29 protein-coding genes are annotated in these 25,028 nt (G+C 65.2%); 15 read left to right on the top strand and 14 right to left on the bottom strand.

Going from position 1 to position 25,028, the window contains the following annotated elements; all coding sequences use genetic code 11:
• The first annotated feature begins 34 nt into the window (after positions 1-34).
• Positions 35-1,159 (top strand): NAD(P)H-dependent flavin oxidoreductase, encoded by a 1,125-nt coding sequence (locus AN936_RS07295; RefSeq protein ID WP_054587560.1) that lies wholly within the window; start codon positions 35-37, stop codon positions 1,157-1,159.
• A 35-nt stretch (positions 1,160-1,194) separates the two neighbouring features.
• Here the strand turns inward: AN936_RS07295 and AN936_RS07290 are convergent, their stop codons facing one another.
• Positions 1,195-1,644, bottom strand: coding sequence for a peptidylprolyl isomerase (locus AN936_RS07290; RefSeq protein ID WP_054587559.1), 450 nt, complete (start codon positions 1,642-1,644; stop codon positions 1,195-1,197).
• A 179-nt stretch (positions 1,645-1,823) separates the two neighbouring features.
• Between AN936_RS07290 and mgtE the strand changes: the two genes are divergently transcribed.
• Together mgtE and AN936_RS07280 are read left to right on the top strand one after the other, a co-directional pair.
• Complete coding sequence (gene mgtE, locus AN936_RS07285) at positions 1,824-3,281, top strand: magnesium transporter (protein WP_173585646.1); 1,458 nt, start codon at positions 1,824-1,826, stop codon at positions 3,279-3,281.
• 228 nt (positions 3,282-3,509) lie between these two features.
• Entirely contained in the window at positions 3,510-3,638 is a 129-nt protein-coding gene (locus AN936_RS07280) for an entericidin A/B family lipoprotein (RefSeq protein WP_054587558.1), read from the top strand.
• 20 nt (positions 3,639-3,658) lie between these two features.
• Here AN936_RS07280 and tatC read toward each other — a convergent pair whose 3' ends face one another.
• The 9 genes from tatC to AN936_RS07235 all read right to left on the bottom strand — a co-directional run bounded on the left by tatC (position 3,659) and on the right by AN936_RS07235 (position 10,885).
• Complete coding sequence (tatC, locus tag AN936_RS07275; protein WP_054590152.1) at positions 3,659-4,414, bottom strand: twin-arginine translocase subunit TatC; 756 nt, start codon at positions 4,412-4,414, stop codon at positions 3,659-3,661.
• 47 nt (positions 4,415-4,461) lie between these two features.
• Positions 4,462-4,860 (bottom strand): Sec-independent protein translocase protein TatB, encoded by a 399-nt coding sequence (gene tatB, locus AN936_RS07270; RefSeq protein WP_054587557.1) that lies wholly within the window; start codon positions 4,858-4,860, stop codon positions 4,462-4,464.
• A 32-nt stretch (positions 4,861-4,892) separates the two neighbouring features.
• Positions 4,893-5,123: a twin-arginine translocase TatA/TatE family subunit gene (locus AN936_RS07265; RefSeq protein ID WP_054587556.1), complete on the bottom strand. Its 231-nt coding sequence runs from the start codon at positions 5,121-5,123 to the stop codon at positions 4,893-4,895.
• A 25-nt stretch (positions 5,124-5,148) separates the two neighbouring features.
• Positions 5,149-5,748, bottom strand: a complete 600-nt coding sequence (gene scpB / locus AN936_RS07260; RefSeq protein WP_054587555.1) for an SMC-Scp complex subunit ScpB — start codon at positions 5,746-5,748, stop codon at positions 5,149-5,151.
• Positions 5,745-6,512, bottom strand: a complete 768-nt coding sequence (locus tag AN936_RS07255) for a segregation and condensation protein A (protein WP_054587554.1) — start codon at positions 6,510-6,512, stop codon at positions 5,745-5,747. The genes scpB and AN936_RS07255 overlap by 4 nt, the downstream gene beginning before the upstream one ends.
• Positions 6,512-7,519, bottom strand: coding sequence for a beta-N-acetylhexosaminidase (gene nagZ, locus AN936_RS07250; protein ID WP_054587553.1), 1,008 nt, complete (start codon positions 7,517-7,519; stop codon positions 6,512-6,514). Before nagZ ends, AN936_RS07255 begins: the two co-directional genes overlap by 1 nt.
• Before the next feature lie 108 nt (positions 7,520-7,627).
• A complete protein-coding gene (locus AN936_RS07245; protein ID WP_054587552.1) occupies positions 7,628-8,407 on the bottom strand; it encodes an SPOR domain-containing protein in 780 nt (259 codons plus the stop codon).
• Positions 8,407-10,134 (bottom strand): arginine--tRNA ligase, encoded by a 1,728-nt coding sequence (argS, locus tag AN936_RS07240; protein ID WP_054587551.1) that lies wholly within the window; start codon positions 10,132-10,134, stop codon positions 8,407-8,409. Before argS ends, AN936_RS07245 begins: the two co-directional genes overlap by 1 nt.
• Before the next feature lie 139 nt (positions 10,135-10,273).
• Positions 10,274-10,885: a hypothetical protein gene (locus tag AN936_RS07235; RefSeq protein WP_234715771.1), complete on the bottom strand. Its 612-nt coding sequence runs from the start codon at positions 10,883-10,885 to the stop codon at positions 10,274-10,276.
• On the opposite strand from AN936_RS07235, the gene AN936_RS25040 reads away from it, so the two are divergent.
• Genes AN936_RS25040 through rnhA form a run of 4 tightly spaced genes read left to right on the top strand, consistent with a single transcriptional unit; the run spans position 10,884 to position 13,508 of the window.
• A complete protein-coding gene (locus AN936_RS25040) occupies positions 10,884-11,096 on the top strand; it encodes a hypothetical protein (protein WP_162491087.1) in 213 nt (70 codons plus the stop codon). The genes AN936_RS07235 and AN936_RS25040 overlap by 2 nt on opposite strands.
• Positions 11,097-11,107: 11 nt before the next feature.
• Positions 11,108-12,094, top strand: a complete 987-nt coding sequence (gene ispH / locus AN936_RS07230; protein ID WP_054587549.1) for a 4-hydroxy-3-methylbut-2-enyl diphosphate reductase — start codon at positions 11,108-11,110, stop codon at positions 12,092-12,094.
• Positions 12,094-13,053, top strand: a complete 960-nt coding sequence (gene thrB, locus AN936_RS07225; protein WP_054587548.1) for a homoserine kinase — start codon at positions 12,094-12,096, stop codon at positions 13,051-13,053. The genes ispH and thrB overlap by 1 nt, the downstream gene beginning before the upstream one ends.
• A complete protein-coding gene (rnhA, locus tag AN936_RS07220) occupies positions 13,050-13,508 on the top strand; it encodes a ribonuclease HI (protein ID WP_054587547.1) in 459 nt (152 codons plus the stop codon). Before thrB ends, rnhA begins: the two co-directional genes overlap by 4 nt.
• Before the next feature lie 17 nt (positions 13,509-13,525).
• Here the strand turns inward: rnhA and AN936_RS24070 are convergent, their stop codons facing one another.
• Positions 13,526-13,702 carry a YegP family protein gene (locus AN936_RS24070; RefSeq protein ID WP_084758231.1) on the bottom strand — a complete coding sequence of 59 codons (177 nt, stop codon included), beginning with the start codon at positions 13,700-13,702 and terminating at the stop codon, positions 13,526-13,528.
• Between the two features lie 75 nt (positions 13,703-13,777).
• A complete protein-coding gene (locus tag AN936_RS07215; protein WP_054590151.1) occupies positions 13,778-14,908 on the bottom strand; it encodes an NAD(P)/FAD-dependent oxidoreductase in 1,131 nt (376 codons plus the stop codon).
• A 95-nt stretch (positions 14,909-15,003) separates the two neighbouring features.
• On the opposite strand from AN936_RS07215, the gene AN936_RS07210 reads away from it, so the two are divergent.
• From AN936_RS07210 to AN936_RS07180, 7 genes are all read left to right on the top strand, one after another.
• On the top strand, positions 15,004-15,492 hold the full coding sequence (locus tag AN936_RS07210; protein WP_054587546.1) for an A24 family peptidase: 489 nt from the start codon (positions 15,004-15,006) through the stop codon (positions 15,490-15,492).
• A 48-nt stretch (positions 15,493-15,540) separates the two neighbouring features.
• Positions 15,541-16,581 carry a Flp pilus assembly protein CpaB gene (gene cpaB, locus AN936_RS07205; RefSeq protein ID WP_054587545.1) on the top strand — a complete coding sequence of 347 codons (1,041 nt, stop codon included), beginning with the start codon at positions 15,541-15,543 and terminating at the stop codon, positions 16,579-16,581.
• Between the two features lies 1 nt (position 16,582).
• Positions 16,583-18,070 carry a type II and III secretion system protein family protein gene (locus AN936_RS07200; protein WP_054587544.1) on the top strand — a complete coding sequence of 496 codons (1,488 nt, stop codon included), beginning with the start codon at positions 16,583-16,585 and terminating at the stop codon, positions 18,068-18,070.
• A gap of 25 nt (positions 18,071-18,095) precedes the next feature.
• Positions 18,096-18,749, top strand: a complete 654-nt coding sequence (locus AN936_RS07195; RefSeq protein ID WP_054587543.1) for a CpaD family pilus assembly protein — start codon at positions 18,096-18,098, stop codon at positions 18,747-18,749.
• Positions 18,746-20,020 (top strand): pilus assembly protein CpaE, encoded by a 1,275-nt coding sequence (locus tag AN936_RS07190; RefSeq protein ID WP_054587542.1) that lies wholly within the window; start codon positions 18,746-18,748, stop codon positions 20,018-20,020. The genes AN936_RS07195 and AN936_RS07190 overlap by 4 nt, the downstream gene beginning before the upstream one ends.
• 66 nt (positions 20,021-20,086) lie before the next feature.
• Complete coding sequence (locus tag AN936_RS07185) at positions 20,087-21,058, top strand: type II secretion system F family protein (RefSeq protein WP_054587541.1); 972 nt, start codon at positions 20,087-20,089, stop codon at positions 21,056-21,058.
• 13 nt (positions 21,059-21,071) lie between these two features.
• Positions 21,072-22,115, top strand: coding sequence for a type II secretion system F family protein (locus AN936_RS07180; protein ID WP_054587540.1), 1,044 nt, complete (start codon positions 21,072-21,074; stop codon positions 22,113-22,115).
• Between the two features lie 52 nt (positions 22,116-22,167).
• Here AN936_RS07180 and AN936_RS07175 read toward each other — a convergent pair whose 3' ends face one another.
• On the bottom strand, positions 22,168-23,169 hold the full coding sequence (locus AN936_RS07175) for a fumarylacetoacetate hydrolase family protein (RefSeq protein WP_054587539.1): 1,002 nt from the start codon (positions 23,167-23,169) through the stop codon (positions 22,168-22,170).
• A 47-nt stretch (positions 23,170-23,216) separates the two neighbouring features.
• On the bottom strand, positions 23,217-23,633 hold the full coding sequence (locus tag AN936_RS07170) for a hypothetical protein (protein WP_054587538.1): 417 nt from the start codon (positions 23,631-23,633) through the stop codon (positions 23,217-23,219).
• A 149-nt stretch (positions 23,634-23,782) separates the two neighbouring features.
• On the opposite strand from AN936_RS07170, the gene AN936_RS07165 reads away from it, so the two are divergent.
• Complete coding sequence (locus AN936_RS07165; RefSeq protein ID WP_054587537.1) at positions 23,783-25,015, top strand: sensor histidine kinase; 1,233 nt, start codon at positions 23,783-23,785, stop codon at positions 25,013-25,015.
• Positions 25,016-25,028 lie beyond the last annotated feature (13 nt).

The raw sequence follows: 25,028 nt of genomic DNA, 5'->3' as shown, positions 1-25,028 counted from the left end.
ACGCGGCACTTTCGCCAACATCGGAGAGGTCCCAATGCAATCCCCCATCTGCGCGATGCTCGACATCGAGTTTCCGCTGCTCGCCTTCTCGCACTGCCGCGACGTCGTCGTCGCGGTGTCGAAGGCCGGCGGCATGGGCGTGTTCGGCGCCGCGTCGCTACCGCCCGAACGGCTTGAGGAAGAGCTGGCGTGGATCGACGACCATATCGGCGGGCGCCCCTATGGCGTCGACCTGATCGTCCCCAACAGCTTCGCCGGCAAGGGCGAGGAAAAAGGCGCGCTGCCGCCGATTCCCGACGCGCATAACGCCTTCGTCGCCGATCTCCTCGAAAAACACGGTGTCGAGGGCGACAGCCTGGGCGGCGTGAGTTCCAGCCTCGGCGACAATATGAGCGACGCCGGGGCCGCCGCACTGCTCGAGGTCGCGTTCCGCCATCCGATCAAGCTGATCGCCAACGCGCTCGGCGTGCCGCCGCCGCTGATGCTCGAACTCGGCAAGCGGCACAATGTCCCGGTTGCGGCGCTCGTCGGCACGCGCGACCATGCGCTGATGCAGGTGCGCGCCGGCGTCGATATCCTCGTTGTCGCGGGCGGCGAGGCCGGCGGCCATTGCGGCGAGGTCGCGACGATGGTGCTGGTGCCCGAAGTCGCCGCGGCAGTCGCTGCGGTCGGCGCCGACACGCCGATTCTCGCCGCCGGCGGCATCGTCACCGGGCGCCAGATGGCGGCGGCGATGGCGATGGGCGCGCATGGCGCCTGGACCGGATCGGTGTGGCTCACCACCGCCGAGGCCGAAACCAATCCGGTCGTGAAGGACAAAATGCTCGCCGCCTCGTCGCGCGACACGGTGCGCTCGAAAAGCCGCACCGGCAAACCCTCGCGCCAGCTTCGCTCGCCATGGACCGACGCATGGGAAGCCGACGGCGCACCCAAACCGCTGCCGATGCCGCTCCAGTCGCTGGTCAGCGAGCCGGCGCTGCGCAAGGTCGATAAATTGTCCGAGGGCGGCCACGAAGGCGCCAAGGCACTCGCGACCTATTGGGTCGGACAAGGCGTCGGACTGATGAACGAGGCAATGGGCGCCGGGCAGGTCGTGCAGGAATTCAAGGCCGACTGGATCGCCGCCTGCGAACGGCTCAACGGCTTTATCGGCGACTAGCCAAAAAAATCCCCGCCGAAGCGGGGATTTTCCATTCAGCCAACAGTCGCCTTGACGATCTTGCCGGGCTCGCGCGGCGGTTCGCCCTTGGGCAGCGCGTCTACATTTTCCATGCCTTCGGTCACTTCGCCCCAGACGGTGTACTGGTTGTCGAGGAAGCGCGCGTCCTCGAAGCAGATGAAGAACTGGCTGTTCGCGCTGTTCGGGTTCTGCGCGCGCGCCATCGAGCAGACGCCGCGGACGTGCGGCTCGCTGCTGAATTCCTGCGGCAGGTCGGGAAGCTTGCTGCCGCCCATGCCGGTGCCCGTCGGATCGCCGCCCTGCGCCATGAAGCCTGGGATCACGCGATGAAAGACGACATCGTCGTAGAAACCTTCGCTGGCGAGCTGGGTGATACGCTCGACATGCTTGGGCGCCAGATCGGGGCGCAGGCGGATGACGACATCGCCGGTCGACAGCGACAGGGTGAGGGTCTGATCGGACATGAAATGCTCCTGTGGAAGGGGGAGTTGACGTTGGCCGTGCCATAGCGGGCGATAGCGGCAATGCCACGCATTAATTGCCGGGGCCGCCGCGCTCGACATTGCGTTATCGAGGCGGCGAGCCTAGGGGAAGGCACGGCCCGCCGGGCGCTTTGCCGGCACAAGACAGGGAGCACCGCGCGATGGACAAACGCGAAGATTCCCTGCCCCCCGAAGACACGCTGGTCACCGACGATCGCGAAGTAGACCGCGATTCCGCGGCGCGCGAACCCGAAACCGAACTCGACGAGGACGACCGGCTGAAACCCGAATTCGTCCGCGACGTCATCGAGCTTGCGGAAGCGGGCGAAGGCGAAGCAGCGCGCGAACGGATCGGCCGCCTCCACCCGGCCGATATCGCCGACCTCTTCGAACTCGCGCGCGCCGACGAGCGCCCGATGCTCGCCGCCGTACTCGGCGACATGCTGTCGGCCGACGTGCTGGCGGAAATGAACGATTATGTGCGCGAAGAGCTGATTGATCTTCTCGCGCCGGAGCAAGTGGCCGAACTGGCATCCGAACTCGATACCGACGACGCGGTCGCGATCATCGAGGACATGGAGGCCGACGAACAGCAGGCGGTCCTCGAGGCGATGGAGCCCGAGGATCGCGCCGCGATCGAGGACGCCCTATCCTTCCCCGAGGAATCGGCCGGCCGCCTGATGCAGCGCGACCTCGTCGCGGTGCCCGAACATGTCACCGTCGGCGACGTCATCGACCGGCTGCGCGAAGACACCGACCTGACCAGCGATTTCTGGGAAATCTTCGTCGTCGACCCGATGCATAAGCCGGTCGGCACCTGCCAGCTCAGCTGGATCCTGCGGACCCCGCGCGACATCGCGATCAGCGATGTCATGAAGCGCGAACAGACGCTGATTCCGATCGACATGGATCAGGAAGAGGTTGCGCTGCGCTTCCAGAAATATGCGCTGATCTCGGCGGCGGTCGTCGACAAGGCCGGCCGGCTCGTCGGCATGATCACTGTCGATGACATCGTCCACATCATCCAGGAAGAGGCCGGCGAGGATATTCTGCGCCTGTCGGGCGCCGGCGACGGCGACATCAATGAACCGATCCGCGAAACCTACAGCGCGCGCGTGCGCTGGCTGGTCGCCAACCTCGGCACCGCGCTCGTCGCCTCGACGATTGTCGGGCTGTTCGGCGGCGCGATCGAACATATGGTCGCGCTGGCGGCGCTGATGCCGATCGTCGCCGGGGTCGGCGGCAATGCGGGAACGCAGACGCTCGCGGTGACCGTGCGCGCGCTGGCGATGAACCAGCTTACCGATTCGAACAGCTGGCGCGCGGTATTCCGCGAGATGAAGATCGCGCTGCTCAACGGCGGCACGATCGCGCTGATCGCAGGGACCGCGACCGCGCTGTGGTTCGGCAACCCGGCGCTCGGCGGGGTGATCGCGGCGGCGATGATCGTCAACATCTTCGTCGCGGGGGTCGCGGGGGTCGCCATCCCTCTGCTCCTCGACCGGCTCGATCAGGATCCGGCGGTCGCGAGTTCGATCTTTGTCACCATGACCACGGATTCGATGGGTTTTCTGGCCTTCCTCGGCCTTGCCGTGCTCAGCGGGCTCACCACCCTCTGATAGCCAAGCGGCTGGAATCCAAGCGATTCAAAAGGCTCACAAAAAAAAGTGCATCACCCGCATTTTTTTCGGGAACTTATCCGCCGTTTTGCTCGTTTCCCATTCGAGCAGCGATCATCGCCCCCCCGCAGCGCTGCTCAGCAACATTGGCCCGGCCCGCATTCCCTCCCCCCCCTCGAAGCGTGCCGGGCCATTTTGCATTCTGAAACGACAACGAGGTGAAGAACGATGGCAAATGTTCGCGCAATTGTCCTGGTGTTGATGGCAAGCTTTCTGGTCGCTGGCTGCAATACCGTTAAGGGAGCTGGCCGTGACATCGAGTCGGTCGGTCAGGCTGGCAGCGATGCCATCGACTGACGGGTTCTGATCCGCTTACCCTAAACCTCTTCGAGAGGTTCGACAGGCGCCGCTTCGGCGCCTGTTTTGCGTCGGCGCTGGGTGAACCAGATCGCGAAGAGCGACAGTTCGTAAAGGAACACCAGCGGCACCGCGAGCAGCAGCTGGCTCAGGATATCAGGCGGCGTGAACACTGCCGCGATCGCGAAGGCGGCGACGATCATGTAACGCCGCGCCGAAACGAGCTGTTCGCGCGTTACAAGCCCGGAGCGCTCGATCAGCATCAACAGGATCGGCAGCAGGAAGGCGATCCCGAACGCCATGATGAACTGCATGATGAAGCTCAGGTAATTGCCGACCGAGGGCAGCGCTTCCTGCGTAATCCCGCCGACATTCCCCTGATAACCGAGCAGGAATTTGAGCGCGATCGGAATGGTGATGTAATAGGCGAAGCTCGCACCGATCGCGAACAGCACCGGCGTCGCCAGAATGAAGGGCAGCAGCGCCTTCTTCTCCTGCCGATAGAGGCCCGGGGCAATGAACTTCCAGAGCTGGTTCGCGATCACCGGAAAGGCGATCATCATCGCGGCGAATAGCGCCACCTTGATCTCGACGAAGAACGCCTCGAAGAGCTGGGTATAAATGAGCTTGCCCTGCCCGGCACGGACGAGCGGCTGGACGAGGATGCCGAAGATCGGCTTGGCGAAATAGAGGCAGACACCGAAAGCGACACCGATCGCCAGCAGCGACTTCAGCAACCGCGAGCGCAACTCGATCAGGTGATCGAGAAGCGGCATCTTGCCGCCGGCGCCATCCTCATCGGCGGTGACGGGCGTCTCGACAGTCACGGCAGCGGCCCGTCTTTGGGCGGAATGGCATGCGTTTCGACGGGTTCAACGGTTTCGGGTTTTGTCGCCGCGGCCGCCTCATCGGCGTCGCCCGCGTTTTCATCCGAGGATGTCTGCTTTGTCGCTGCGGTCTTCGGCTCCGGGGTGTTTACGTCGATGCGCGGAAATTCGCGCATGATCGCCTCATTCTGCTCGCGCCATTGCTTTTCGAGCTCTTCGAGCTCGGCTTCGCGCATCATCGTGTCGAGCCCGGACCGGAAATGGCGCGCCATCCCGCGTGCCTTGCCCATCCATTTGCCGACAAAGCGCATCGCCTTGGGCAAGTCCTTGGGACCGATGACGACCAAGGCCACCACCACGACGAGCAGCAACTCGGTGGGCGCAACATCGAACATCGTCTAAAATACCCCCGGCGCGCGAACGGCGATCAGAGCTTGTCGTGCTCGTTGGTCGGCGTCGACATCGGGGTCGTATCGGGCGCACGCTGGCCCTCGATATGCTTCGGCGGCACGGGCGCGTCATCGTCGGCCATGCCCTTCTTGAAGCTTTTGATGCCCTTGGCGACATCGCCCATCATGTCCGAAAAACGGCCCTTGCCGAACAGCAGCAGGACGAGAATCCCGACCACCAGCCAGTGCCAGATGCTGAAGCTACCCATCTCAAATTCTCCTTGAGCGGCCCATCTAGGCCTCTTCGCCGTCTTTTACTAGGTCCAGCTCTCCTATCGCTTCCTCGAAAGCGAGGTCGACCGGGTCGAGCAGACCCGCCGCACGCAAATCCTCGATTCCCGGCAGGTCCTTGCGGCTGGTGAGGCCGAAATGTTGCAGGAAAGCGTCGGTCGTCTTGTAGATCAGCGGCCGCCCCGGCACCTCGCGCCGTCCCGCGGGCGCGATCCATTCGGCCTCCATCAGCACGTCGAGCGTGCCTTTCGACGTCTGGACGCCGCGGATCGCCTCGATCTCAGCGCGACTCACCGGTTCGTGATAGGCGACGATCGCCAGCACTTCCGACGCCGCGCGCGACAGTTTCCGCGGATCGTCGCGCTCGCGGCGGAGCAGATGCGCCAGATCGGCAGGGGTCTGGAAATGCCAATGTCCGCCGCGCTCGACCAGTTCGATCCCGCTGCCGGCATGGCGCGCGGCGATGGTCTGGATGATCCCCCGAATCTCGCCCGGCGTCTTTTCGTCGCCCAGCCGTCCCGCGACCTGCCGCGCGTCGAGCGGTTCGTCGCTGGCGAACAGCATCGCTTCTATCGCGCGTTCGAGATCGTCGATCGGGTTCATGCGGATGCGGCCTTCAGGTAAAGCGGTTCGAACGCGCCGTCCTGCCTGAGGTCGACGCGGCCCTGCCGCGCGAGTTCGAGGGCCGCCACGAAACTCGACGCAATTGCCGAGCGGCGCAAGGGCCCCTGATAGTCGGGCGGCAGGAAATCGGAAAGTTCGGCCCAGTCGAGCTTCACCCCGATCAACCGCTGGAGATGGTGGAGCGCGGCGTCGAGTGTGACCACCGGCCGCCGCGCAACCATATGGACGACGGGTTCGGTGCGCAGCTTGACCTGACCATAGGCGGAGAGGAGATCATAGAGGCTGGCGTCCCAACGGCGGAGCTTCACATCGTGAAGGCCCTCGGGCTTCGGACGCAGGAAAACATCGCGGCCGACGCGGTCGCGCGCCAGCAACCGCGCCGCCGCCTCGCGCATCGCGGCCAGCCGCTGGAGCCGAAGCTGCAACCGCAGCGCGAGCTCGTCGGGCGACGGGTCTTCGGCCGGATCCTTGGGCAGCAGCAGGGCGGATTTCAGATAGGCGAGCCATGCCGCCATCACCAGATAATCGGCCGCGACCTCCAGCTTCGCGCGCATTTCGGCGATGAAGGCCAGATATTGTTCGACCAGCGCGAGGATCGAAATCTGCCGGAGGTCGACCTTCTGGCTGCGCGCCAGAGTAAGCAGGAGGTCGAGCGGGCCTTCCCAGCTATCGAGACTGAGCTGCAGCGCATCTTCGCGCTCCGCCGTCGGTGCCACTTCGAAATCGAGCGGCAGTTCTTCCATCAGGCGACGGCCAGCAAGGCGTCGCGCTGATCGACCAGCGTCGCGAACTGTCGCGGATCATGCGCTCCGGCAATGCGGTCCATCGCGCCTTCGAGGCGCGCGAGCGATATCATGCTGATCGGGTCGAGCGCCTTGGCGATGCCGATCATATCGTCCATCTTGCCCCAGCAATTGAGCGCGATGTCGCATCCCGCCGCAATCGCGTCGGCAGCGCGCGACGGCACGTCGCCCGAGAGCGCCTTCATGTCGAGATCGTCGGTCATCAGCAGGCCATGGAATCCGATCCGCTGGCGGATCACGCTGTCGATGATCAACGGCGACAATGTCGCAGGGCGATCCGGATCCCACGCTTCGAACACGACATGGCAGGTCATCGCCATTGCCGCATCGCGCAGCGCCGCAAAAGGCGCGAGGTCGGTCTGCAGGTCGCGGTCGAGCGCCGAAACAACGGGCAAGGCCTCGTGCGAATCGGCCATCGCGCGCCCATGCCCCGGAATATGCTTGACGATCCCGACGACGCCGCCGGCCTGCAGGCCGCTGAGGATCGCGCGGCCGAGCGCCGCGACGCGCATCGGCTCGCTGCCGAGCGCGCGGTCGCCGATGACATCGCTCGCGCCCGGCTGGCGGACGTCGAGGAGCGGCAGGCAATCGACGGTGATCCCGACTTCCGCCAGCATGACGGCCAGCGCCATCGCGTTGAGCCGCGCCGCCTCGATCGCGCTCGCGGGCGCGCGCTCATACAGTGCGTCGAACGCGGCACCACTCGGGAAATCGGGCCATTCGGGCGATTTCATCCGCGCGACGCGCCCGCCTTCCTGATCGATCAGGATCGGCAGGTTGCTGCGCCCGTCGAGCGACCGAAGGTCGTCGGTCAACCGCCGCAATTGCTCGCGATTTTCGATGTTGCGCCCAAACAGGATATAGCCCGCGGGGTCGCTGTCGCGGAAAAAGGCGCGTTCGTTATCGGTCAGGGTCAGGCCCGACAGGCCAAAGATCGCCGGTATCATCGTGCGTCAACCTCCATCGGCTGGCACCCCCTCGTGCGCCATCCAATGCGCGCATGATGGCACGGCCCGGTTACCGAACCAATGAGTGCTGCGGCCAAGCGGGCCGAATCAGCGGACGATGACGCAATTTTCGCCGGCAACACGCAATTTCCCGCACAGATTCGCGGCGTTGGCGGCCGAACCTGCCGAAACGCGCAAGCGATAAACCTTGTTGTCGCCCACCGTCGCCGGCGACACCGACTTGCCGAGGTCGGCCAGATAGGCGAACCGTTTCGACAGGTTGGTCCACGCCTTGGCGGCGGCCGCCTCGCTGCTGAACGCGCCGAGCTGGATCATCGCGCCGCCCGAAGCGGCGGGCGCATCCTTGGCAACCGCATCGGCGGTCTTGACCGAGGTCGCCGCCGGCTTGCCCTTGTCCGTCGAAGCCGCCTTCGCGGCTTCGGCCTTGGCCGCTACATCCTTGTCGGCCGCCGCCTTTTTCGCCGCTTTTGCCGCAGCCGCGCGCTCTTCGGGGGTCACCGCGGGCTCTTCGGGCATACGGCTCGGATCGACCTTGCCACCGGGCAAGACGCCCTCGCTGGCGGCAAAACTCGCATCGCCTTCGCCTTCGAAGGTCTTGGCGGCGTCATTTTTGGGCACAACCTTATAATCGCCCTGCTGCGCCGCGATCAGTTCGCCCTGCCCGCGCGCGCCGCCGTTCTGGAACCACCAGAGACCGCCGAGCACCGCGCCGATCAGCAGCAAACCGCCGAGCACCATGACCAGCAGGCGTACCGGCGATACCTCGCCATCCTCGTCATATTCGTCGGCGGCTTCGAGCCAGGGCAGCCGGTCCTCGTCTTCCAGCCCCAGTCCGGCGTCCCCCTGCCCCTTGCTGTCGTCGGCCATCAAACCATCTCCTCGAGCGCCTCGACCCCCATCAGGTGCAGCCCGTTCCGGATGACTTGCCCGATTCCATCGGCCAAATAAAGCCGCGTCGCAGTCAATTCGGGATCGTCGGCGATGATCACCCGCGCCTCGGGCTTGTCGTTGCCCATATTCCACCACGCGTGGAAGGCCGCGGCGACCTCGCCCAGATAGAAAGCGATGCGGTGCGGTTCGCGCGCCGAGGCGGCCGATTCGACGATTCGCGGGAATTGCGCGAGCAGCTTGACGAGGCCGAGTTCATACTCGTCGAGCCGCGCCGGGTTCGGCGCCGCGGCAGCGATGCCGGCATCGGCGAGCTTGCGCTTCAGCGACGCGATCCGCGCATGCGCGTACTGGACATAGAAGACCGGATTGTCGCGCGACGCCTCGACCACCTTGGCGAAGTCGAAATCCATCTGCGCATCGGCCTTGCGCGTCAGCATGGTGAAGCGCACCGCATCCTTGCCGACCTCGTCGACGATATCGGCGAGGGTGACGAAATTGCCCGCGCGCTTCGACATCTTGAAAGGCTCGCCATTCTTGAGCAGCCGGACCATCTGGACCAGCTTGACGTCGAACTTCTTCTCGCCGCCGGTCAGCGCCGCGACCGCTGCCTTGATCCGCTTCACTGTCCCGGCATGGTCGGCGCCCCAGATGTCGATCAGTTCGTCGGCATCCTGACTTTTCTGGAAGTGATAGGCGAGGTCGGCGCCGAAATAGGTCCAGCTACCGTCGGATTTCTTGATCGGCCGGTCCTGATCGTCGCCGAACTTGGTCGACCGGAACAGCGGCAGTTCGACCGGCTCCCAATCCTCGGGCGTTTCGCCCTTCGGCGCCTCGAGCACCCCGTCATAGACGAGGTCGTGCGCGCGCAGCCATTTTTCCGCGTCGGCGGGCTTGCCCGCCGCCTGTAGTTCGGCTTCCGACGAAAACAGGTCGTGATGGATGCCCAGCTTCGCGAGGTCGGCGCGGATCATGTCCATCATCGCGCTCACCGCCTCGGCGCGGAACAGGCTGAGCCACGCGCTTTCTGGCGCGTTGACGAAGCGGTCGCCATATTCGACCGCCAATTTGCCGGCGACAGGGATCAGATAGTCGCCGGGATAGAGCCCCTCGGGGATCGCGCCGATATCCTCGCCGAGCGCTTCGCGGTACCGCATGTGCACCGACCGCGCGAGCACATCGACCTGCGCCCCGGCATCGTTCACATAATATTCGCGGATGACCTTGTGCCCGGCATATTCGAGCAGCGCAGCGAGCGCATCGCCGACGACCGCGCCGCGGCAATGGCCGACGTGCATCGGCCCGGTGGGGTTCGCCGAGACATATTCGACATTGACGCGCCGCCCGGCGCCCATCGCCGAGCGGCCGTAATCACCGCCCTGATCGTGGATCAGCGCCAGCTCGCCGCGCCAGCTGTCGTCGGCGAGGCGCAAATTTATGAAGCCCGGCCCGGCGACACTCGCCTCGGTGACTTCATCGAGCGCGCCCAGTTCGGCGACGAGCAACTCCGCAAGCGCGCGCGGGTTCATTCCCGCCGGCTTGGCGAGCACCATTGCTGCGTTGGTCGCGACATCGCCATGCGCGGGATCGCGCGGCGGCTCGACGCTCACCGCGCTGCGGTCGAGCCCCGCAGGCACGGCATTTTTTGCGGCAAGCGCGTCGAGCGCGACGCCGATATGGTCGGAAAAACGGCTGAACAGGGTCACGGCGGATCCTAATCTTCAAATGGAGTGAAGCATTGCGTGCGCCCTAACGCAGCTTGCGCAACGCGAAAAGCCCTGCGCCGCCGGAAAGCGCCGCAGGGAGCATCGGCGAACGGGCGCAGAAAAAGCGCCGCCGCGCCTCTTATCGTCGGACGTTATATTCGAGCTGTTCCTGCGTCAGCTGGAAGCCGACGAGCAATTCGAAGCTGGCGCGCTGCACCGCCGCGCGCACTTCGGGGACGCTCAGCGGGTCGATCGCGGCGTCCTGATCGCCCGCCTTACGCTTGCGCGTGATGCGTTCCATGATATCGGCGGGCAGCGTCGCGGCGGCGCGGTCGACATAGGCCGACGCCTGGCCGCGCCCGGTACCGCGCGTCTGCCCGTCGGCAAAGGTGATCGCGACATTGCCGAGCCGCTTGGCGACGACGACGGTCCCGCCCTGCACGACGGTTGCGAAATAAGGCAGGGTCACGGTCCGAGCGGGGCCGGCATCGCGGCGCGTCGCGACGACGTCGAAATTTGCGAGTTGATAGACCTTCTCGCCCTCGTCGTTGCACTGCGGCGTCACATTGGTGATCATCGCGACGACATCGATCGCGCTCGCGTCGCGGCTGGTCGCGGGATCGAACAGGGTGATGTCGCCCGTCTGCAGCGGCACCGCCACCGATGGGCAGGCGCTGCGCGTCGAGGTAATGCCGACGCCGCCGGAAACGTCGATCTCATTATCCTTCGCACAGCCCGCCACCGTTGCCATGGCAGCCGTTCCGCACAGCAGGGCCAGGAACTTGCGGGACGAAGGCGAAATGGACATCATGATGAACGGGCTTTCCAAACTGGCGCGCCAAAGTGATTCAGGTGCGTCGGAACTATTGTCCGAAGCGTCATGCGCGCCGCTTCTTATCGGTGCGATGAACGCGGCGCAACACGGACGAAGCCGCTTTACCGCGATAGTCGTGCTGCGCTAGAGCGCCGGCATATGAATGCACCGCATAATTTTGCGCCCCGAAGCGATGGCGAAACGGCAGAACTCAAGGTTTTGATCGCGGCGCCGCGTGGTTTTTGCGCCGGGGTCGACCGCGCGATCCGCATCGTCGAACTGGCGATCGAGCGCTTCGGCGCGCCGGTTTATGTTCGGCACGAGATCGTCCACAATCGCTATGTCGTCGAAACGCTGAAAGCCAAGGGCGCTATTTTCGTCGAATCGCTCGATCAAGTTCCGGACGGCGTTCCGGTCGTTTTCAGCGCCCACGGCGTCCCCAAGGCCGTGCCGGCCAAGGCCGAAATGCGCGGGCTTGACTATATCGACGCGACCTGTCCTTTGGTATCGAAAGTCCACCGTCAGGCCGAGCGGGCGAACGAAGCGGGGCGTCATATCATCTTTATTGGCCATGCCGGCCACCCCGAGGTCGTCGGAACGCTGGGCCAGCTTCCCGATGGAACGATGACTTTGGTCGAATCGGTCGACGATGTTACCGCGCTCGAGCCCGCCGACCCGGACAAATTGTCGTTCCTCACTCAGACGACGCTGTCGGTCGACGATACGCTCGACATCGTCGCGGCGCTGCAGCACCGCTTTCCCTCGATCGCGGGCCCCCGCGGCGAGGATATCTGCTATGCGACCTCGAACCGTCAGCAGGCGGTCAAGGCGATCGCCGGCCAGTGCGACCGGGTGATCGTGATCGGGGCGCCCAACAGCTCGAACAGCGTCCGCCTCGTCGAGGTCGCCGAGCGGATGGGCACCCCCGCCCATCTTGTGCAGCGCGGCGACGACGTCGACCCCGCGTGGCTGCACGATATCGGCACGCTCGGAGTCACAGCCGGCGCCAGCGCCCCCGAGGAACTGGTCCGCGAAGTGATCGACGCCATCGCGGCGCACCGGACGATCGTCGAGGACGTCGTCGTCACCGCCGAGGAAAACATGATCTTCAAACTGCCCCGCGGGCTCGAACCGGCACCGAACTAATGGCCGTTTATACCGAGGTCGATCCCGACGATCTGGCCGCTCTCGTCGCCCGCTACGACATCGGCACTGTCCTGTCGTGCAAGGGCATTGCCGAAGGGGTCGAGAACAGCAATTTCCTGCTCGAAACGACCGGCGGACGGTTCATTCTGACGCTTTACGAAAAGCGGGTGCAGGCGAGCGACCTGCCCTTCTTCGTCGACCTGCTCGGGCACCTTGCCGATCAGGGCTGCCCGGTCCCCGCGATGATCCGCGACCGCAACGGCGAAGCGATCCAGCAGATCTCGGGCCGTGCCGCGTGCATCATCCAGTTTCTGTCGGGCATATCGCTGACCCATCCGACGCCCGACCAGTGCGAAGCGGCGGGTGCGGCGCTCGGCGCCATGCACCGCGCGGTCGCCAGCTTTCCCGGCGGACGCGAAAACAGCATGGGACATCTTCACTGGCGCGGCGTCGCCGAGGCCACCGGCGATCTCGATGCGGTGATCCCGGGCTTGCAGACCGTCGTCGATACCGAATTTTCCTGGCTCGATGCGCATTGGCCCGCGGACCTCCCGGCGCATGTCATTCATGCCGATCTGTTTCCCGACAATGTGCTGATGCTCGGCGACCGGGTAACCGGCCTGATCGACTTCTATTTCGCCGCGACCGACTACCGCGCCTACGACGTCGCGGTCACCCACGCATCCTGGGCCTTTTCGGGCGACGGTGCCGAATGCGACCGTTCACTCGCACGAGCGCTGATGCAAGGATATGCCCGTGAAATCGCGCTGACCGACGCAGAAATTGCCGCCCTGCCGCTGCTCGCGCGCGGTGCGTCGCTCCGCTTCCTGCTGACCCGCGCGCACGACTGGGTCCATACCCCGGCCGACGCGCTCGTCACGCGCAAGGACCCGGCCCCCTTCCTCAACCGCTTGCGCCGCTATCAGGCGGCCGACGCCGCCAGCCTGTTCGCCGCATGAGCGACGCGCCGGCAAAGACGGTGATCGTCGCGACCGACGGCGCGTGCAAGGGCAACCCCGGCCCGGGCGGTTGGGGCGCCGTGCTGCGCTGGGGCGACGTCGTCAAGAAGCTGTCGGGCGGCGAACCCGACACCACGAACAACCGCATGGAATTGATGGCCGCGATCGAAGCGCTGGCGGCGCTCAAGCGCCGCTGCCGCGTCGAGCTGTCGACCGACAGCGTCTATGTCCGCGACGGCATCACCAAATGGGTGTTCGGCTGGCAGAAGAACGGCTGGAAGACCGCCGCGAAGAAACCCGTTGCCAACGCCGACCTTTGGCAACGGCTGATCGCCGAGGCGAAACGGCACGACATCGAATGGCTGTGGGTCAAGGGCCACGCCGGACACGGCGACAATGAACTAGCCGACCAGCTTGCCAGCGATGCCGCGCTGGAGGTTGCGCGGGCGCGCTGAACGCCCGCGCAAAACGGTCAGCTTTCATCGCGAACTTCGGCGCCGGGGCCGTTTTTCAGGATCGATTCGATCGCATTCTTCGCCGACGCCTTGCTCGAATAGCCTTCGGTCCAGAAGATCGGTTCGCTGTTGTATTTGAAATAGGCGACGAACTCGCCGGCCTTGTTCTTCTTGATCTCGAAATAATGGGCCATGGAACCTCCGCTGCGGGAGTCGCTCGAACAGCGACCATGGCCGAACTTAGCTCGCCGGAATGCGTGCGCAAGCAGTCACCCGAAACGCGTCGGCGCAAAGGGAACAGGATCGACCGCACCGATCGCGCCTCCGGGGGCGGGCGCACCCAGTTGAGCGGCGAGCAGCGCTGAAATGGCAGGCGCCGTCTGGATGCCCACGCCGCCCTGCCCTGCGCACCAGATGAAGCCCGGTTCACCTACGTCGGCGCCGAAAACCGGCATGCGGTCGGGCGCGAAACTGCGCAGCCCGGCCCATTTGCGTTCGACCGCAGCGACCGGCCAGTCGACCACCGACTGCAACCGGTCGATCGCTAGCGCGACGTCGATCTCGTCGGGTACCGCGTCACAAGCCGCCATCGGCGTTTCGTCGTGCGGGCTCAGCCACACCCGGCCTTCGCTCTCGCCCTTGAAATAGAAATCGCCGCCGACATGGACGACGAGCGGCAGGTCTGCGGATACCGCCACGCCGAGGCGCACCTGCAGGACCGTACGGCGAAGAGGCTGGATCCCGATCGGTGCGACACCGCAAAGCGCCGCCACCTCGTCGGCCCATGCTCCCGCCGCATTGACGACCACCGCCGCACCGATCGTCCCCGCCGCCGTGCGAACCTCCCAGCCGGCGCCGCTACGCCGCCCCGACCGAAGCGGCGCGCGCGTCACGAGCGATGCCCCTGCCCGCTTCGCCGCGCGCAAATAGGCGGCGTGCAGCGCGCCGACATCGATATCGCGGCATGCGGGTTCATAAGCGCCTTCGGTCCACGCCGGCCGCAGGCCAGGTATTTTCGCTGCGACGCTGGCACCCGCGAGCCGCGTCACGTCGACGCCCTGCCCCGAAAATTCGGCGACGAAGGCGTCCACTGCTGCCGCTTCGTCCTGACGCCCGAGGGTCAATGCGGTACGCGGCAACAGGAACCCGCGATCCGAAAATGCCGCCGGCGGATTGTCGAGCAGCGCGAAGGACGCCGCCGACAGCGGCTGCACCCCCGCCCCGCCATAGCTTTCGTGCCAGAATGCCGCCGACCGGCCCGTCGCATGGCGGCCGGGCATATCCTCCGCCTCGATCATAGTGACCCGGCGATACGGCGCAAGCGCCGCGGCGAGGCTGGCGCCGGCGATTCCGGCGCCGACGATCAAGACATCGGTGGACGAAGGCGCGGCGGCGGTCATGGCCGTCCGCATATCGGCTGGTCCGCGGAATGCAAGCCGCGCGGGCCTGTCGGCATGGTTACTCTTTGGTAAGCCATGGTTGCTAGAGGAAATGCATGGAAAACGGCTCGCTCGCTCTTGCCCTGATGGCCTTGCTGGCCGCGTTGATGATTGCCGCCGCGATCAGCGATCTTCGCTCGCGGACAATCTCCAACGGCCTCAACGCAGCGATGGCGCTGCTCGCCATTCCGTTCTGGATTGCGATCGGCCTGCCCGTCTGGCCCGATGTGCCGATCCAGTTCGGCGCCGCCTTTGCAGTATTTCTGGCCTTCGTCGGCCTGTTCGCGATCGGCGCGATGGGCGGCGGCGACGTCAAGATGATCGGTGCCGTGATGCTTTGGGTGCCGCTGCCCCTGTTCATGCCGACGTTGACCGTCATGGCGATCGGGGGCGGCATCCTGTCGGCCGTCATGCTCGTGCAGATGAAAATACGCCGGTCGCAAGGCCCGGTCGAAGTGCCTTACGGGGTCGCGATCGCGGCCGCAGGGCTTTGGGTGCTTCACCAACAATATCTTAACCAGTTTCAGTCTATCGGTTCGACCTGAGGGTAAGCACCGCCGCGTCCGGTGGGTGTTAGGAGGCGAAAAATCGTCATGGATACGCGAAAGATAATGCTGATCGTCGGCGCGCTGGTCATTGCGATCGGTGCGGCGTTCGGGGTCAACCTGATGATGCGGGGATCATCGACACCGGAGGCTCGCGCCGCCGCTGCACCGGAAATCAACGGTCCGATGATCCTCGTCGCAACGCGGCAGCTTCCGGTGGGGACGATCGTCGGCCCCGACAGCTTCCGTTTCCAGCCGTGGCCGAAGGAACTGGTCGAGAAGGCCTATTTCCTGAAGGACAAGACCGACGTGAACACGCTGGTCGGTACCGTGGTCCGCTATCCCATCACTGCCGGCCAGCCGGTCACGCAGGGCGCACTCGTCCATCCCGACGACCGCGGCTTCCTTGCTGCTGCGCTTGGCCCGGGCATGCGCGCGGTCACCGTCAAGGTGTCGCAGGAACAGGGCGTCGCCGGCTTCGTCTTTCCGGGCGACCGCGTCGATGTGGTCCTTGCCCAGGAAATCGAGATCAAGGAAGGCAGCTCCTATCCTGACTCGCAGCTCTACACGGCCGAGACGATCGTTCGCAACGTTCGCGTCCTCGCCACCGACCAGCGCTACAATGCCGAGGACGAGACCGGCAAGACCCCGGTCAACACCTTCGGCTCGGTGACGCTCGAGGCGACGCCGGAGATCGCCGAAAAAATCGCCGTCGCGCAGAATATGGGCAAATTGTCGCTCGCGCTGCGCCCGCTGGCCGAAAGCGCCGGCGACCTCGACGCCGCGATTGCATCGGGCGAAATCAACGTCCCGGCAAAGGGCGGCACCGCCGCCGAGAAGAAGATGCTGGCCGAAGCGGCCGCCCGCCCGACCTCGGGCCGGGGCTCGGCAACGACCGGCGGCGACGTTTCGCGCTTCTGGGTTCCTGTCAGCGGCCGCGTCCAGGCACCGCCGCGCCAGCAGCAGCAGTCATATGGCGGCGGCATGCCGTCGGCAACGGGATTTGCCGCACCGGCGGCACCCCGCGGCCCTGTCGTCCGCGTGACCCGCGGCGGCCAGGTCACCGAAGTTCCGGTGGGGGGTAAGTAAGATGAACAGCAAAGCCAATTTCTTGGGCACGGCGCTGGCGCGCACCCTGGCCATCGGCCTCGTTGCAGCCACGCTGATCTCCGCTCCGGCCCAGCAGGCGTCGGCACAGGCGGTCCAGAATGCGAGCAGCAGCATCGACCTGTCGGTCGGCCGCGGCCGCCTGATCAGCCTCCCCGCCGCGATGACCGACGTGTTCGTCGCCGACGACAAGGTCGCCGACGTGCAGGTCCGTTCGAGCCGCCAGCTGTATGTCTTCGGTAAGGCGCCCGGCGAAACGAGCGTCTATGCCACCGACGCCAGCGGCCGGGTCGTCTATTCGACCGTCGCCCGCGTCGGCAACAATATCGAGACGATCGACCAGATGCTGTCGCTCGCGATGCCCGAGGCATCGATTTCGGCGAACACGATGAACGGCCTCGTGCTGCTCACCGGGACGGTCCAGTCGCCCGACGACGCCGCCGAAGCCGAACGGCTGGTCCAGGCTTTCGTCGGCGAGCAGACCAAGGTCGTCTCGCGCCTTCGCACCGCGACGCCGCTGCAGGTCAACCTGCAGGTCCGCATCGCCGAAGTGAACCGTTCGCTCGTCAAGGAAATCAGCGGCAACCTGCTGACCCGCGACATGACCGGCGGCTTCCTCGGCGGCGTGTTCAACGGACGCACGCCCGGCCAGATCCTGTATCCGGGCGAAGGCGATCCGGTGGTGCCGCCCGGGGTCAAGCGCTATATCATCAACACGCCGAGCGGGACGCGGAGCCTTGCCGGCGCCGGCCGCCTGTTCGGGATGGACCTCATCGCATCGCTCGACCTTGGCGAACGTTCGGGCATGGTCGCGACGCTGGCGCAGCCGAACCTCACCGCGATTTCGGGCGAAACCGCCGACTTCCTCGCGGGCGGCGAATTCCCGATCCCGATCCCCGGCAACTTCGCCGGCACGACGATCGAATACCGGAAATATGGTGTCAGCCTCGCTTATACGCCGACGGTGCTGTCGAACGGCCGCATCAGCCTGCGCGTCCGTCCCGAAGTGTCGGAACTGTCGACCGAAGGCGCGATCGAGATGGAAGGTTTCCAGATCCCTGCGCTGACGATCCGCCGTGCGGAAACGACGGTCGAGCTCGGGTCTGGCGAAAGCTTCATGATCGCCGGCCTGATGAACAACCGCTCGATCGGCGCGATCGACAAGCTGCCCGGTCTCGGCGACGTGCCCGTCCTCGGCATGTTGTTCAAATCGGACAGCTTCCGCCGCGGCGAGACCGAACTGGTGATCGTCGTGACGCCCTATCTGGTCAATCCGGTGTCGGCGAACGAGATCAAGCTGCCGACCGACGCCTTCCAGGCGCCGAACGATCTTGGACGGCTGCTGCTCGGACAGGAAAGCAACGGTGTGACTGGTGGCGACCGGCCGAAACCGCGCCTCGACACCTCGGTGGGTGACGCCGACCGCCTGCGCGGCAGCGACGAAGTGTCGCCCGGCTTCAGCATCAAGTGACGCGCTGGTTTTCAGGAGCAAAGTGATGAAAAAAATCGCAACTTGGACGGTCCTGGCGCTGGCCACCTCGCTCGCCGGCTGTGCTGGCAGCGCAGGCAGCAACACCAGCCTCGAATCGGTGCATCAGCCGGTCGTTCGCAACGCCATCTATCAATTCGACGTCGCTGCTTCGAACGGCGAACTGCCGCCCAGCGAACAGGGCCGCCTTCAGGGCTGGCTCGACACGATGGGCGCGCGCTACGGCGACCGGATCGCGATCGAGGACCCCTCGGCCTATGGTTCGTCGGGGGCCCAGGCGGTGATCCGTTCGATGGTCGAACGGCGCGGCCTGCTGATGAGCAGCGACGTTCCCGTCACGACCGGCGCCGTGCCGCCCGGCTATCTGCGCGTGGTGATCACCCGTGCCTCGGCCAGCGTCGCGGGTTGCCCCGACTGGGCGACCAAATATTCGGTCAACATCAAAAACGCGACCTCGTCGAACTACGGCTGCGCCACGAACAGCAACCTCGCTTCGATGGTCGCCGATCCGAACGATCTGATCAAGGGCACCAGCGAGGAACGGAATGACCCCGCCGCCGCGACGCGTGCGATCAAGACCTATCGCGAAAAGCCGCAGACCGGCGCCGGCGAGTTGCGCGGCCAGTCCACGAGCAACAGCAACGGGGGAGGCAGCCAGTGAACGCTCCGTTCAAAGCCGCGGGTCTTCGCGATCCGTTCAACGCATTTGTCTGCGACGACGACACGCTGGAGCTGATCCGCGTTGCCGCCGGCGACATGGGCTGGTCGATCGAAAAGTGCAACAAGGGCGGCCTGCGCAATGCCGTCCAGTCGCTGTCGGTATCGGCGAGCCCGAACATCCTGTTCGTCGACATGTCGGAATCGGGTGACCCGATCAACGACATCAACGCGCTGGCCGAAGTGTGCGAACCCGGCACGGTCGTCATCGCGGCCGGTCAGGTCAACGATGTCCGCCTCTACCGCGACCTCCTGTCCAGCGGCATCCAGGATTATCTCCTGAAACCGCTGTCGCTCGACCAGGTTCGCGAATCGCTGACCAACGCGCAGGCGATGCTCAGCGCGCCGAAGCACGCCGACATGCTCGATGCCAAACCGCATCACATGATAGCGGTGGTCGGCGTTCGTGGCGGCGCAGGCGCGTCGCTCGTCGCGACGTCGCTCGCCTGGGCGATGAGCACGCAGGCCGATCGCCAGACGGCGCTGCTCGACCTCGACGTCCATTTCGGAACCGGCGCATTGACGCTCGATCTCGAACCGGGCCGCGGCCTGATCGACGCGATCGACAACCCCAGCCGTATCGACGGACTGTTCATCGAACGCGCGATGGTGCGCGCGTCGGACAAGCTCAGCCTGCTGTCGGCCGAAGCGCCGATCCACCAGCCGGTGATGACCGATGGCTCGGCCTTCTTCCAGCTCGAAGAGGAACTGCGGGGCGCGTTCGAGATGACGATCGTCGACCTCCCGCGGCAGGTGCTGATCCCCTTCCCGCATCTCGTTTCGGAAGTCGGCACCATCCTGCTGGTCAGCGACGTGACGCTCGCTTCGGCGCGCGATACGATCCGTCTGCTCTCGTGGTTCAAGCAGAATGTTCCGGGCGCGCGCGTTCTGCTCGTCGCGAACAAGTTCCAGACCGCGATCGGCGAACTGTCGCGCAAGGAGTTCGAATCGTCGATCGAACGTCCGATCGACATCGTCATCCCCTTCGATCCGAAACTGGTGAGCCAGTCGGCAAAGCTCGGCAAATCCTATGCCGAGATCTGCAAGGGCACCAAGGCGGGTCAGGTCTGGACGAATCTGATGCGGCTGGCGCTCGATGCGGCCGACGAGGAAGCCGAGGAAGCTCCCGTCGCCAAAAAGGCGAAGGCGGGCGGCTCGCTGCTCGGCAAGCTGGGCGGCATCGGCGGCATGATGGCCAAGAAGGGCGCGAAGTAAGGACGATGCCGGCCGGCGCTCGCTGGCCGGCCTTGCCCCGTTGACCGAAGCGGACAAAGTCAGACCATGAACCTGTCAGTCATCCTCATCATCGCCGCCGCCTTCCTGGCTTTTGCCGTGCTGGTCATCCTGCTCGGCGGCCCGTCGGTCGGCAAAGCGAAGTCGCGGCGCCTGTCGATGGTCAAGGACCGGCACGCCAACTCGACCGAGGCGGTCGTCGCAGCGCAGATGCGCAAGACCATTCAGGCGGCCGGCGGGCAAGGAAATGCAAACATCTCCAGCCTGATGCCGCGCCGCGAGCAGATGGAATTGCGGCTGCGCCGCACCGGCAAGGGCTGGACCGTCAGCCAGTACATGCTCGGTTCGATGGCCGCGTTCGTGATCGTGACTGGCATGCTGCTTGTTTTTCGTTCGCCGCCGCTGCTGGCCGCCATGATCGGGCTGCTGGCGGGGCTGGGCCTTCCCTATATGATCGTCGGCCGGCTGATCAACAAGCGTCTGAAACAGTTTAACGCGCGTTTTCCCGATGCGATCGACCTGCTCGTCCGCGGCCTGAAATCCGGCCTGCCGGTCACCGAAACCTTCCAGGTCGTCAGCCAGGAACTCCCGGGTCCCGTCGGCGAGGAATTCAAGGGCGTGATCGAGCGCATCCGCATCGGCAACACCATGGAGGCCGCGCTGCAGGAATCGGCGGACATGCTGGGAACCCCCGAGTTCCAGTTTTTCTGCATCACCATCGCGATCCAGCGCGAAACGGGCGGCAACCTTGCCGAAACGCTGGCCAATCTGTCGGACGTGCTGCGCAAGCGCGCGCAGATGAAGCTGAAGATCCGGGCCATGTCGTCGGAAGCGAAGGCATCGGCCTATATCGTCGGTTCGCTGCCCTTCTTCGTCTTTGGCATCGTGTGGATGATGAACCCCGAATATCTCCAGGGCTTCTTTTTCGAACCGCGTCTGATGATCGCCGGTCTCGGGGGGCTCGTGTGGATGAGCATCGGGGTGTTCATCATGGCCAAAATGATCAACTTCGAAATCTGAGGAGGCATACAAGATGAACAGCAGCCTTCTCCTCACCGCCTTCACCGGTGCCCAGCGCGGCCCGACCCTGCTGGGCGTCGATGTCATCTGGGCCTCGACGCTGCTCGCCGCGGTCGGCGTGTTCGCCGTAATCGTCGCGATCTATGGCGCGATGACGGTCCGCGATCCGATGGCGAAGCGCGTCAAGGCGCTCAACGATCGCCGTGAACAACTCAAGGCCGGCGTCACCGCATCGACGACGAAGCGCCGCGCGCGGCTGGTTCGCAAGAATCAGACCGCGGACAAGATGCGCACCTTCCTCGGCAAGCTGCAGGTGCTGCAGGACGAGCAGATCAAGGATGTGCAGCAGAAGCTGGCGCAGGCCGGCATCCGGTCGAAGGACCTCGCAGTCACCGTCATTTTCGGACGCCTTGTCCTGCCGATCGTATTCGGCGGCCTTGCGGCCTTCCTGATCTATGGCGTCGAAATGTGGCCCGATCTGACGCCCTTCAAAAGCGCCGCCGGCGTGATGGGGGCATTGCTGCTCGGCTACAAGGCGCCCGATCTGTTCGTCGACAACAAGCGCACCAAGCGCACCGACGCGATCCGCAAGGGCCTTCCCGACGCGCTCGACCTGCTCGTCATCTGCGCCGAAGCCGGTCTGACCGTCGACTCCGCCTTTTCACGCGTATCGAAAGAACTCGGACGCGCTTATCCCGAACTGGGTGAGGAGTTTGCGCTTACCTCGATCGAACTCGGCTTTCTGACCGAGCGTCGACAGGCGTTCGAGAATCTCGCCTATCGCGTCAATCTTGAATCGGTGAAGGGCGTCGTCACGACGATGATCCAGACCGAGAAATATGGTACGCCGCTCGCCAGCGCCCTGCGCGTCCTGTCGGCGGAATTCCGTAACGAACGCATGATGCGCGCCGAGGAAAAGGCCGCGCGTCTCCCCGCCATCATGACCGTTCCGCTGATCCTGTTCATCCTGCCGACGCTGTTCGTCGTCATTCTCGGCCCGGCAGCCTGCTCGCTGAGCGACGCGATGTCGGGCGGGAAATTCGGCGGCGGCGGCTGATCAACCAAAACCAACCGGAGAGGGGCGGGAGCAATCCCGCCCCTTTTTTTGTTCAGCCGACCTGCTGTTCGATGGCGCCGAAGATGCTGTGGTGACGGTCGTCGTCCATCCAGATGCGGACGGTATCGCCCTTTTGCATGAACGGCGTCCGCGCTTCGCCCTGCAGGATCGTCTCGACCGTCCGCACTTCGGCGAGACAGCTATAGCCTAGCCCGCCATCGGCAATCGACTTGCCGGGACCGCCGTCGGCACCGCGGTTCGACACCGTGCCCGACCCGATGATCGTTCCGGCGCCCAGATCGCGCGTCTTTGCGGCATGCGCGATCAGCGCGCCGAAATCGAACGTCATATCGACCCCCGCATCGGCACGGCCGAGCGGCTCGCCGTTGAGGTCGACGCACAGCGTCCCGTGAAGCTTGCCATCCTTCCAGCGCTCGCCAAGCGCGTCGGGGGTCACGAACACCGGCGACATCGCGCTCGACGGCTTCGACTGGAAAAAGCCGAAACCCTTGGCGAGTTCCGCCGGGATCAAGCCGCGCAGCGACACATCGTTGGTCAGTCCGACGAGCAGGATATGCTGGCGTGCGGTTTCGGGATCGACACCAGCCGGAACGTCGCCAGTGACGACCACCACTTCGGCCTCCATGTCGCAGCCCCACGCCGGATCGCCAAGCGGGATCGGGTCGCGCGGCGCCAGGAAGGCATCGCTGCCGCCCTGATACATCAGCGGGTCGTGCCAGAAGCTGTCGGGCATTTCGGCGCCGCGCGCCTGCCGCACCAGCGCGACATGGTTCACATAGGCGCTGCCGTCCGCCCACTGATAAGCGCGCGGAAGCGGCGATGCCGCGTCGCGCTCGTGAAAGCGCTCCTTCGGGATCGCGTCATGGTTGAGATCTTCGGCAAGCGCCGCGAGGCGGGGCGCCGCATAGGCCCAGTTGTCGAGTGCATATTGCATCGTTGCGGCGATCTGGCCGGCGTCGGTGTACCAGGCGAGATCATCGGACACGACGACAAGCCGCCCGTCGCGACCGGCTTTGAGCGAAGCTAGTTTCACACATGTCCCTTCGTCTGGCGATGCCGTCATCGCCCGAAGGGGAATGATCAGCGCGGCATCTGGATCGATGCGTAACAGGTAAAGCCGCTCTGCCCCGCCTGCAAGCGCCGGATATATTTCAGATAGGCCTGCGACTGGTTGTAAGTTGTGCCGGGCAAATTTTGCCCCTGAAACGCCCGCTTCACTTCCTCACCGGTGAACGGCCGCACCGCCCCCGGGAAGGCGCCCTTGGTGCCCGGCGGAACGAGCTTGCCGTTGGTGTCGATATACTGGCCGGCGGCCGTCGGCGGCGGAACCGGGATCTGGCAGTTCATCACCGAAACCGCCGTCTGGGCAAAGGCCGGGCGGATCGTCAGCGCGGCCGAGACGCCCACGGCGCCAAGCGCCAGCATCCTGCGCCGCGAGGGCACGGCTTCATCGCTGCCCGCGGGCGTGTTTTCGGCCGGGATATCGCTGTTTTCCATGGCAATCGCTTAGACCATCGATCTGCTAAGGAAAAGCAAAAGACCATGCTCGCGCACCGCACATCCCGCTTTGGGACATTCGCCCGCCAAGCGTTAACGAGCGCGAACGGCCTTGCACTATCGGGCTGCTTCGTGCGAGGCGAGCCACGATGCTCGACCGACTTTCCAGCCTGATCATCGCGTTGACGCTGGTTGCCGTCGCGGCGATTTTTGCGGCGCTGGCGGGCGGCGACGCGCTGGCAATCGCCATATTGACCGTCGCAGGGCTCGTCGGCGCAGCGATCGTCCACGGCGCCGTGCCCACGCCTCTCCCCGATCCGCAGGGCGGCGCCGCGCCACCGGCCGACCTGCCGCCGCCGTCGCTGCTGCGTCATCCCGATTTCGCACTGTGGGTCGATCAGGAAAAGGAGCCCTTGCTGGGCATCGCCGACAATATCGTCACCATCGCCAACGACGCCGCGGTCCGGCTGCTCGGCCGGCATATCGTCGGCGCCGATATCCGCACGGCGATCCGTCACCCCGCCGCCACCGAATGGCTGTCGCGGATCGATGGCGATGCGCCGCTCGAAACGATCAACCTCGTCGACTTCCCGCGCCCCGGCCAGCGCTGGACGATGCGGATCGCCACCCTCTCGGGCAACGAGAGCATCATCTTTCTGGCCGACCGTACGGCGATCGACGCCGCCGACCGCATGCGCTCGGACTTCGTCGCCAATGCGAGCCACGAGCTGCGTACCCCGCTCGCCGCGATCCTCGGCTATGTCGAAACGCTGCAGGATATGAACGGCGACGCCGACCGTCCGACCCGCGGCCGCTTCCTGTCGATCATCCAGCGCGAGGCGGGCCGTATGCAGCAGCTCGTCATCGACCTCCTGTCGATATCGCGCGTCGAAGCCGACCGCTTTCGCCGGCCGACAACCCCGGTCGATCTTGCCGCCATCGTCAAAACGACGATCGCCCAGCTTCGCGACAGCGAACAGGCGCGCGCCAGGGATATCGTCGCCAATGTCGGGGACGACAGTCAGCCGATGCTCGGCGACGGCGCGCAGCTCGGCCAACTCGCGCACAACATCATTTCGAACGCGATGAAATATGGCCGTGGAGGAACCCCGGTGACGGTCGAACTGATCCGCGAGGGACGGCGCGTCCGCTTGTCGGTCAGCGACGAAGGCGACGGCATCGCTCCCGATCACCTGCCCCGCCTGACCGAGCGCTTCTACCGCGTCGACGAGGCGCGCAGCCGCTCGGTCGGCGGTACCGGCCTCGGCCTCGCCATCGTCAAGCATATCAGCGAGCGGCATCAAGGACAGCTCGACATTCATAGCGAAGTCGGCCACGGCACGCGGGTTTCGGTGACCTTTCCGTTGGTCGCGCAAAGTTGAATTCGGTAGATCA

The sequence above is a fragment of the Sphingopyxis macrogoltabida genome (genome assembly GCF_001307295.1).
Lineage (GTDB): Bacteria > Pseudomonadota > Alphaproteobacteria > Sphingomonadales > Sphingomonadaceae > Sphingopyxis > Sphingopyxis macrogoltabida_B.
The sequence above is the reverse complement of the archived record's forward strand: the minus strand, read 5'-3'. Positions and strand labels throughout refer to the sequence as shown.

Bases quoted from the DNA above. Each gene is read 5' to 3' on its own strand.
- AN936_RS07295 (WP_054587560.1), top strand. From the start codon at position 35: ATGCAATCCCCCATCTGCGCGATGCTCGACATCGAGTTTCCGCTGCTC.
- AN936_RS07290 (WP_054587559.1), bottom strand. From the start codon at position 1,644: ATGTCCGATCAGACCCTCACCCTGTCGCTGTCGACCGGCGATGTCGTC.
- mgtE (WP_173585646.1), top strand. From the start codon at position 1,824: ATGGACAAACGCGAAGATTCCCTGCCCCCCGAAGACACGCTGGTCACC.
- AN936_RS07280 (WP_054587558.1), top strand. From the start codon at position 3,510: ATGGCAAATGTTCGCGCAATTGTCCTGGTGTTGATGGCAAGCTTTCTG.
- tatC (WP_054590152.1), bottom strand. From the start codon at position 4,414: ATGCCGCTTCTCGATCACCTGATCGAGTTGCGCTCGCGGTTGCTGAAG.
- tatB (WP_054587557.1), bottom strand. From the start codon at position 4,860: ATGTTCGATGTTGCGCCCACCGAGTTGCTGCTCGTCGTGGTGGTGGCC.
- AN936_RS07265 (WP_054587556.1), bottom strand. From the start codon at position 5,123: ATGGGTAGCTTCAGCATCTGGCACTGGCTGGTGGTCGGGATTCTCGTC.
- scpB (WP_054587555.1), bottom strand. From the start codon at position 5,748: ATGAACCCGATCGACGATCTCGAACGCGCGATAGAAGCGATGCTGTTC.
- AN936_RS07255 (WP_054587554.1), bottom strand. From the start codon at position 6,512: ATGGAAGAACTGCCGCTCGATTTCGAAGTGGCACCGACGGCGGAGCGC.
- nagZ (WP_054587553.1), bottom strand. From the start codon at position 7,519: ATGATACCGGCGATCTTTGGCCTGTCGGGCCTGACCCTGACCGATAAC.
- AN936_RS07245 (WP_054587552.1), bottom strand. From the start codon at position 8,407: ATGGCCGACGACAGCAAGGGGCAGGGGGACGCCGGACTGGGGCTGGAA.
- AN936_RS25040 (WP_162491087.1), top strand. From the start codon at position 10,884: ATGGCAGCCGTTCCGCACAGCAGGGCCAGGAACTTGCGGGACGAAGGC.
- AN936_RS07235 (WP_234715771.1), bottom strand. From the start codon at position 10,885: ATGGCAACGGTGGCGGGCTGTGCGAAGGATAATGAGATCGACGTTTCC.
- ispH (WP_054587549.1), top strand. From the start codon at position 11,108: ATGAATGCACCGCATAATTTTGCGCCCCGAAGCGATGGCGAAACGGCA.
- thrB (WP_054587548.1), top strand. From the start codon at position 12,094: ATGGCCGTTTATACCGAGGTCGATCCCGACGATCTGGCCGCTCTCGTC.
- rnhA (WP_054587547.1), top strand. From the start codon at position 13,050: ATGAGCGACGCGCCGGCAAAGACGGTGATCGTCGCGACCGACGGCGCG.
- AN936_RS24070 (WP_084758231.1), bottom strand. From the start codon at position 13,702: ATGGCCCATTATTTCGAGATCAAGAAGAACAAGGCCGGCGAGTTCGTC.
- AN936_RS07215 (WP_054590151.1), bottom strand. From the start codon at position 14,908: ATGACCGCCGCCGCGCCTTCGTCCACCGATGTCTTGATCGTCGGCGCC.
- AN936_RS07210 (WP_054587546.1), top strand. From the start codon at position 15,004: ATGGAAAACGGCTCGCTCGCTCTTGCCCTGATGGCCTTGCTGGCCGCG.
- cpaB (WP_054587545.1), top strand. From the start codon at position 15,541: ATGGATACGCGAAAGATAATGCTGATCGTCGGCGCGCTGGTCATTGCG.
- AN936_RS07200 (WP_054587544.1), top strand. From the start codon at position 16,583: ATGAACAGCAAAGCCAATTTCTTGGGCACGGCGCTGGCGCGCACCCTG.
- AN936_RS07195 (WP_054587543.1), top strand. From the start codon at position 18,096: ATGAAAAAAATCGCAACTTGGACGGTCCTGGCGCTGGCCACCTCGCTC.
- AN936_RS07185 (WP_054587541.1), top strand. From the start codon at position 20,087: ATGAACCTGTCAGTCATCCTCATCATCGCCGCCGCCTTCCTGGCTTTT.
- AN936_RS07180 (WP_054587540.1), top strand. From the start codon at position 21,072: ATGAACAGCAGCCTTCTCCTCACCGCCTTCACCGGTGCCCAGCGCGGC.
- AN936_RS07170 (WP_054587538.1), bottom strand. From the start codon at position 23,633: ATGGAAAACAGCGATATCCCGGCCGAAAACACGCCCGCGGGCAGCGAT.
- AN936_RS07165 (WP_054587537.1), top strand. From the start codon at position 23,783: ATGCTCGACCGACTTTCCAGCCTGATCATCGCGTTGACGCTGGTTGCC.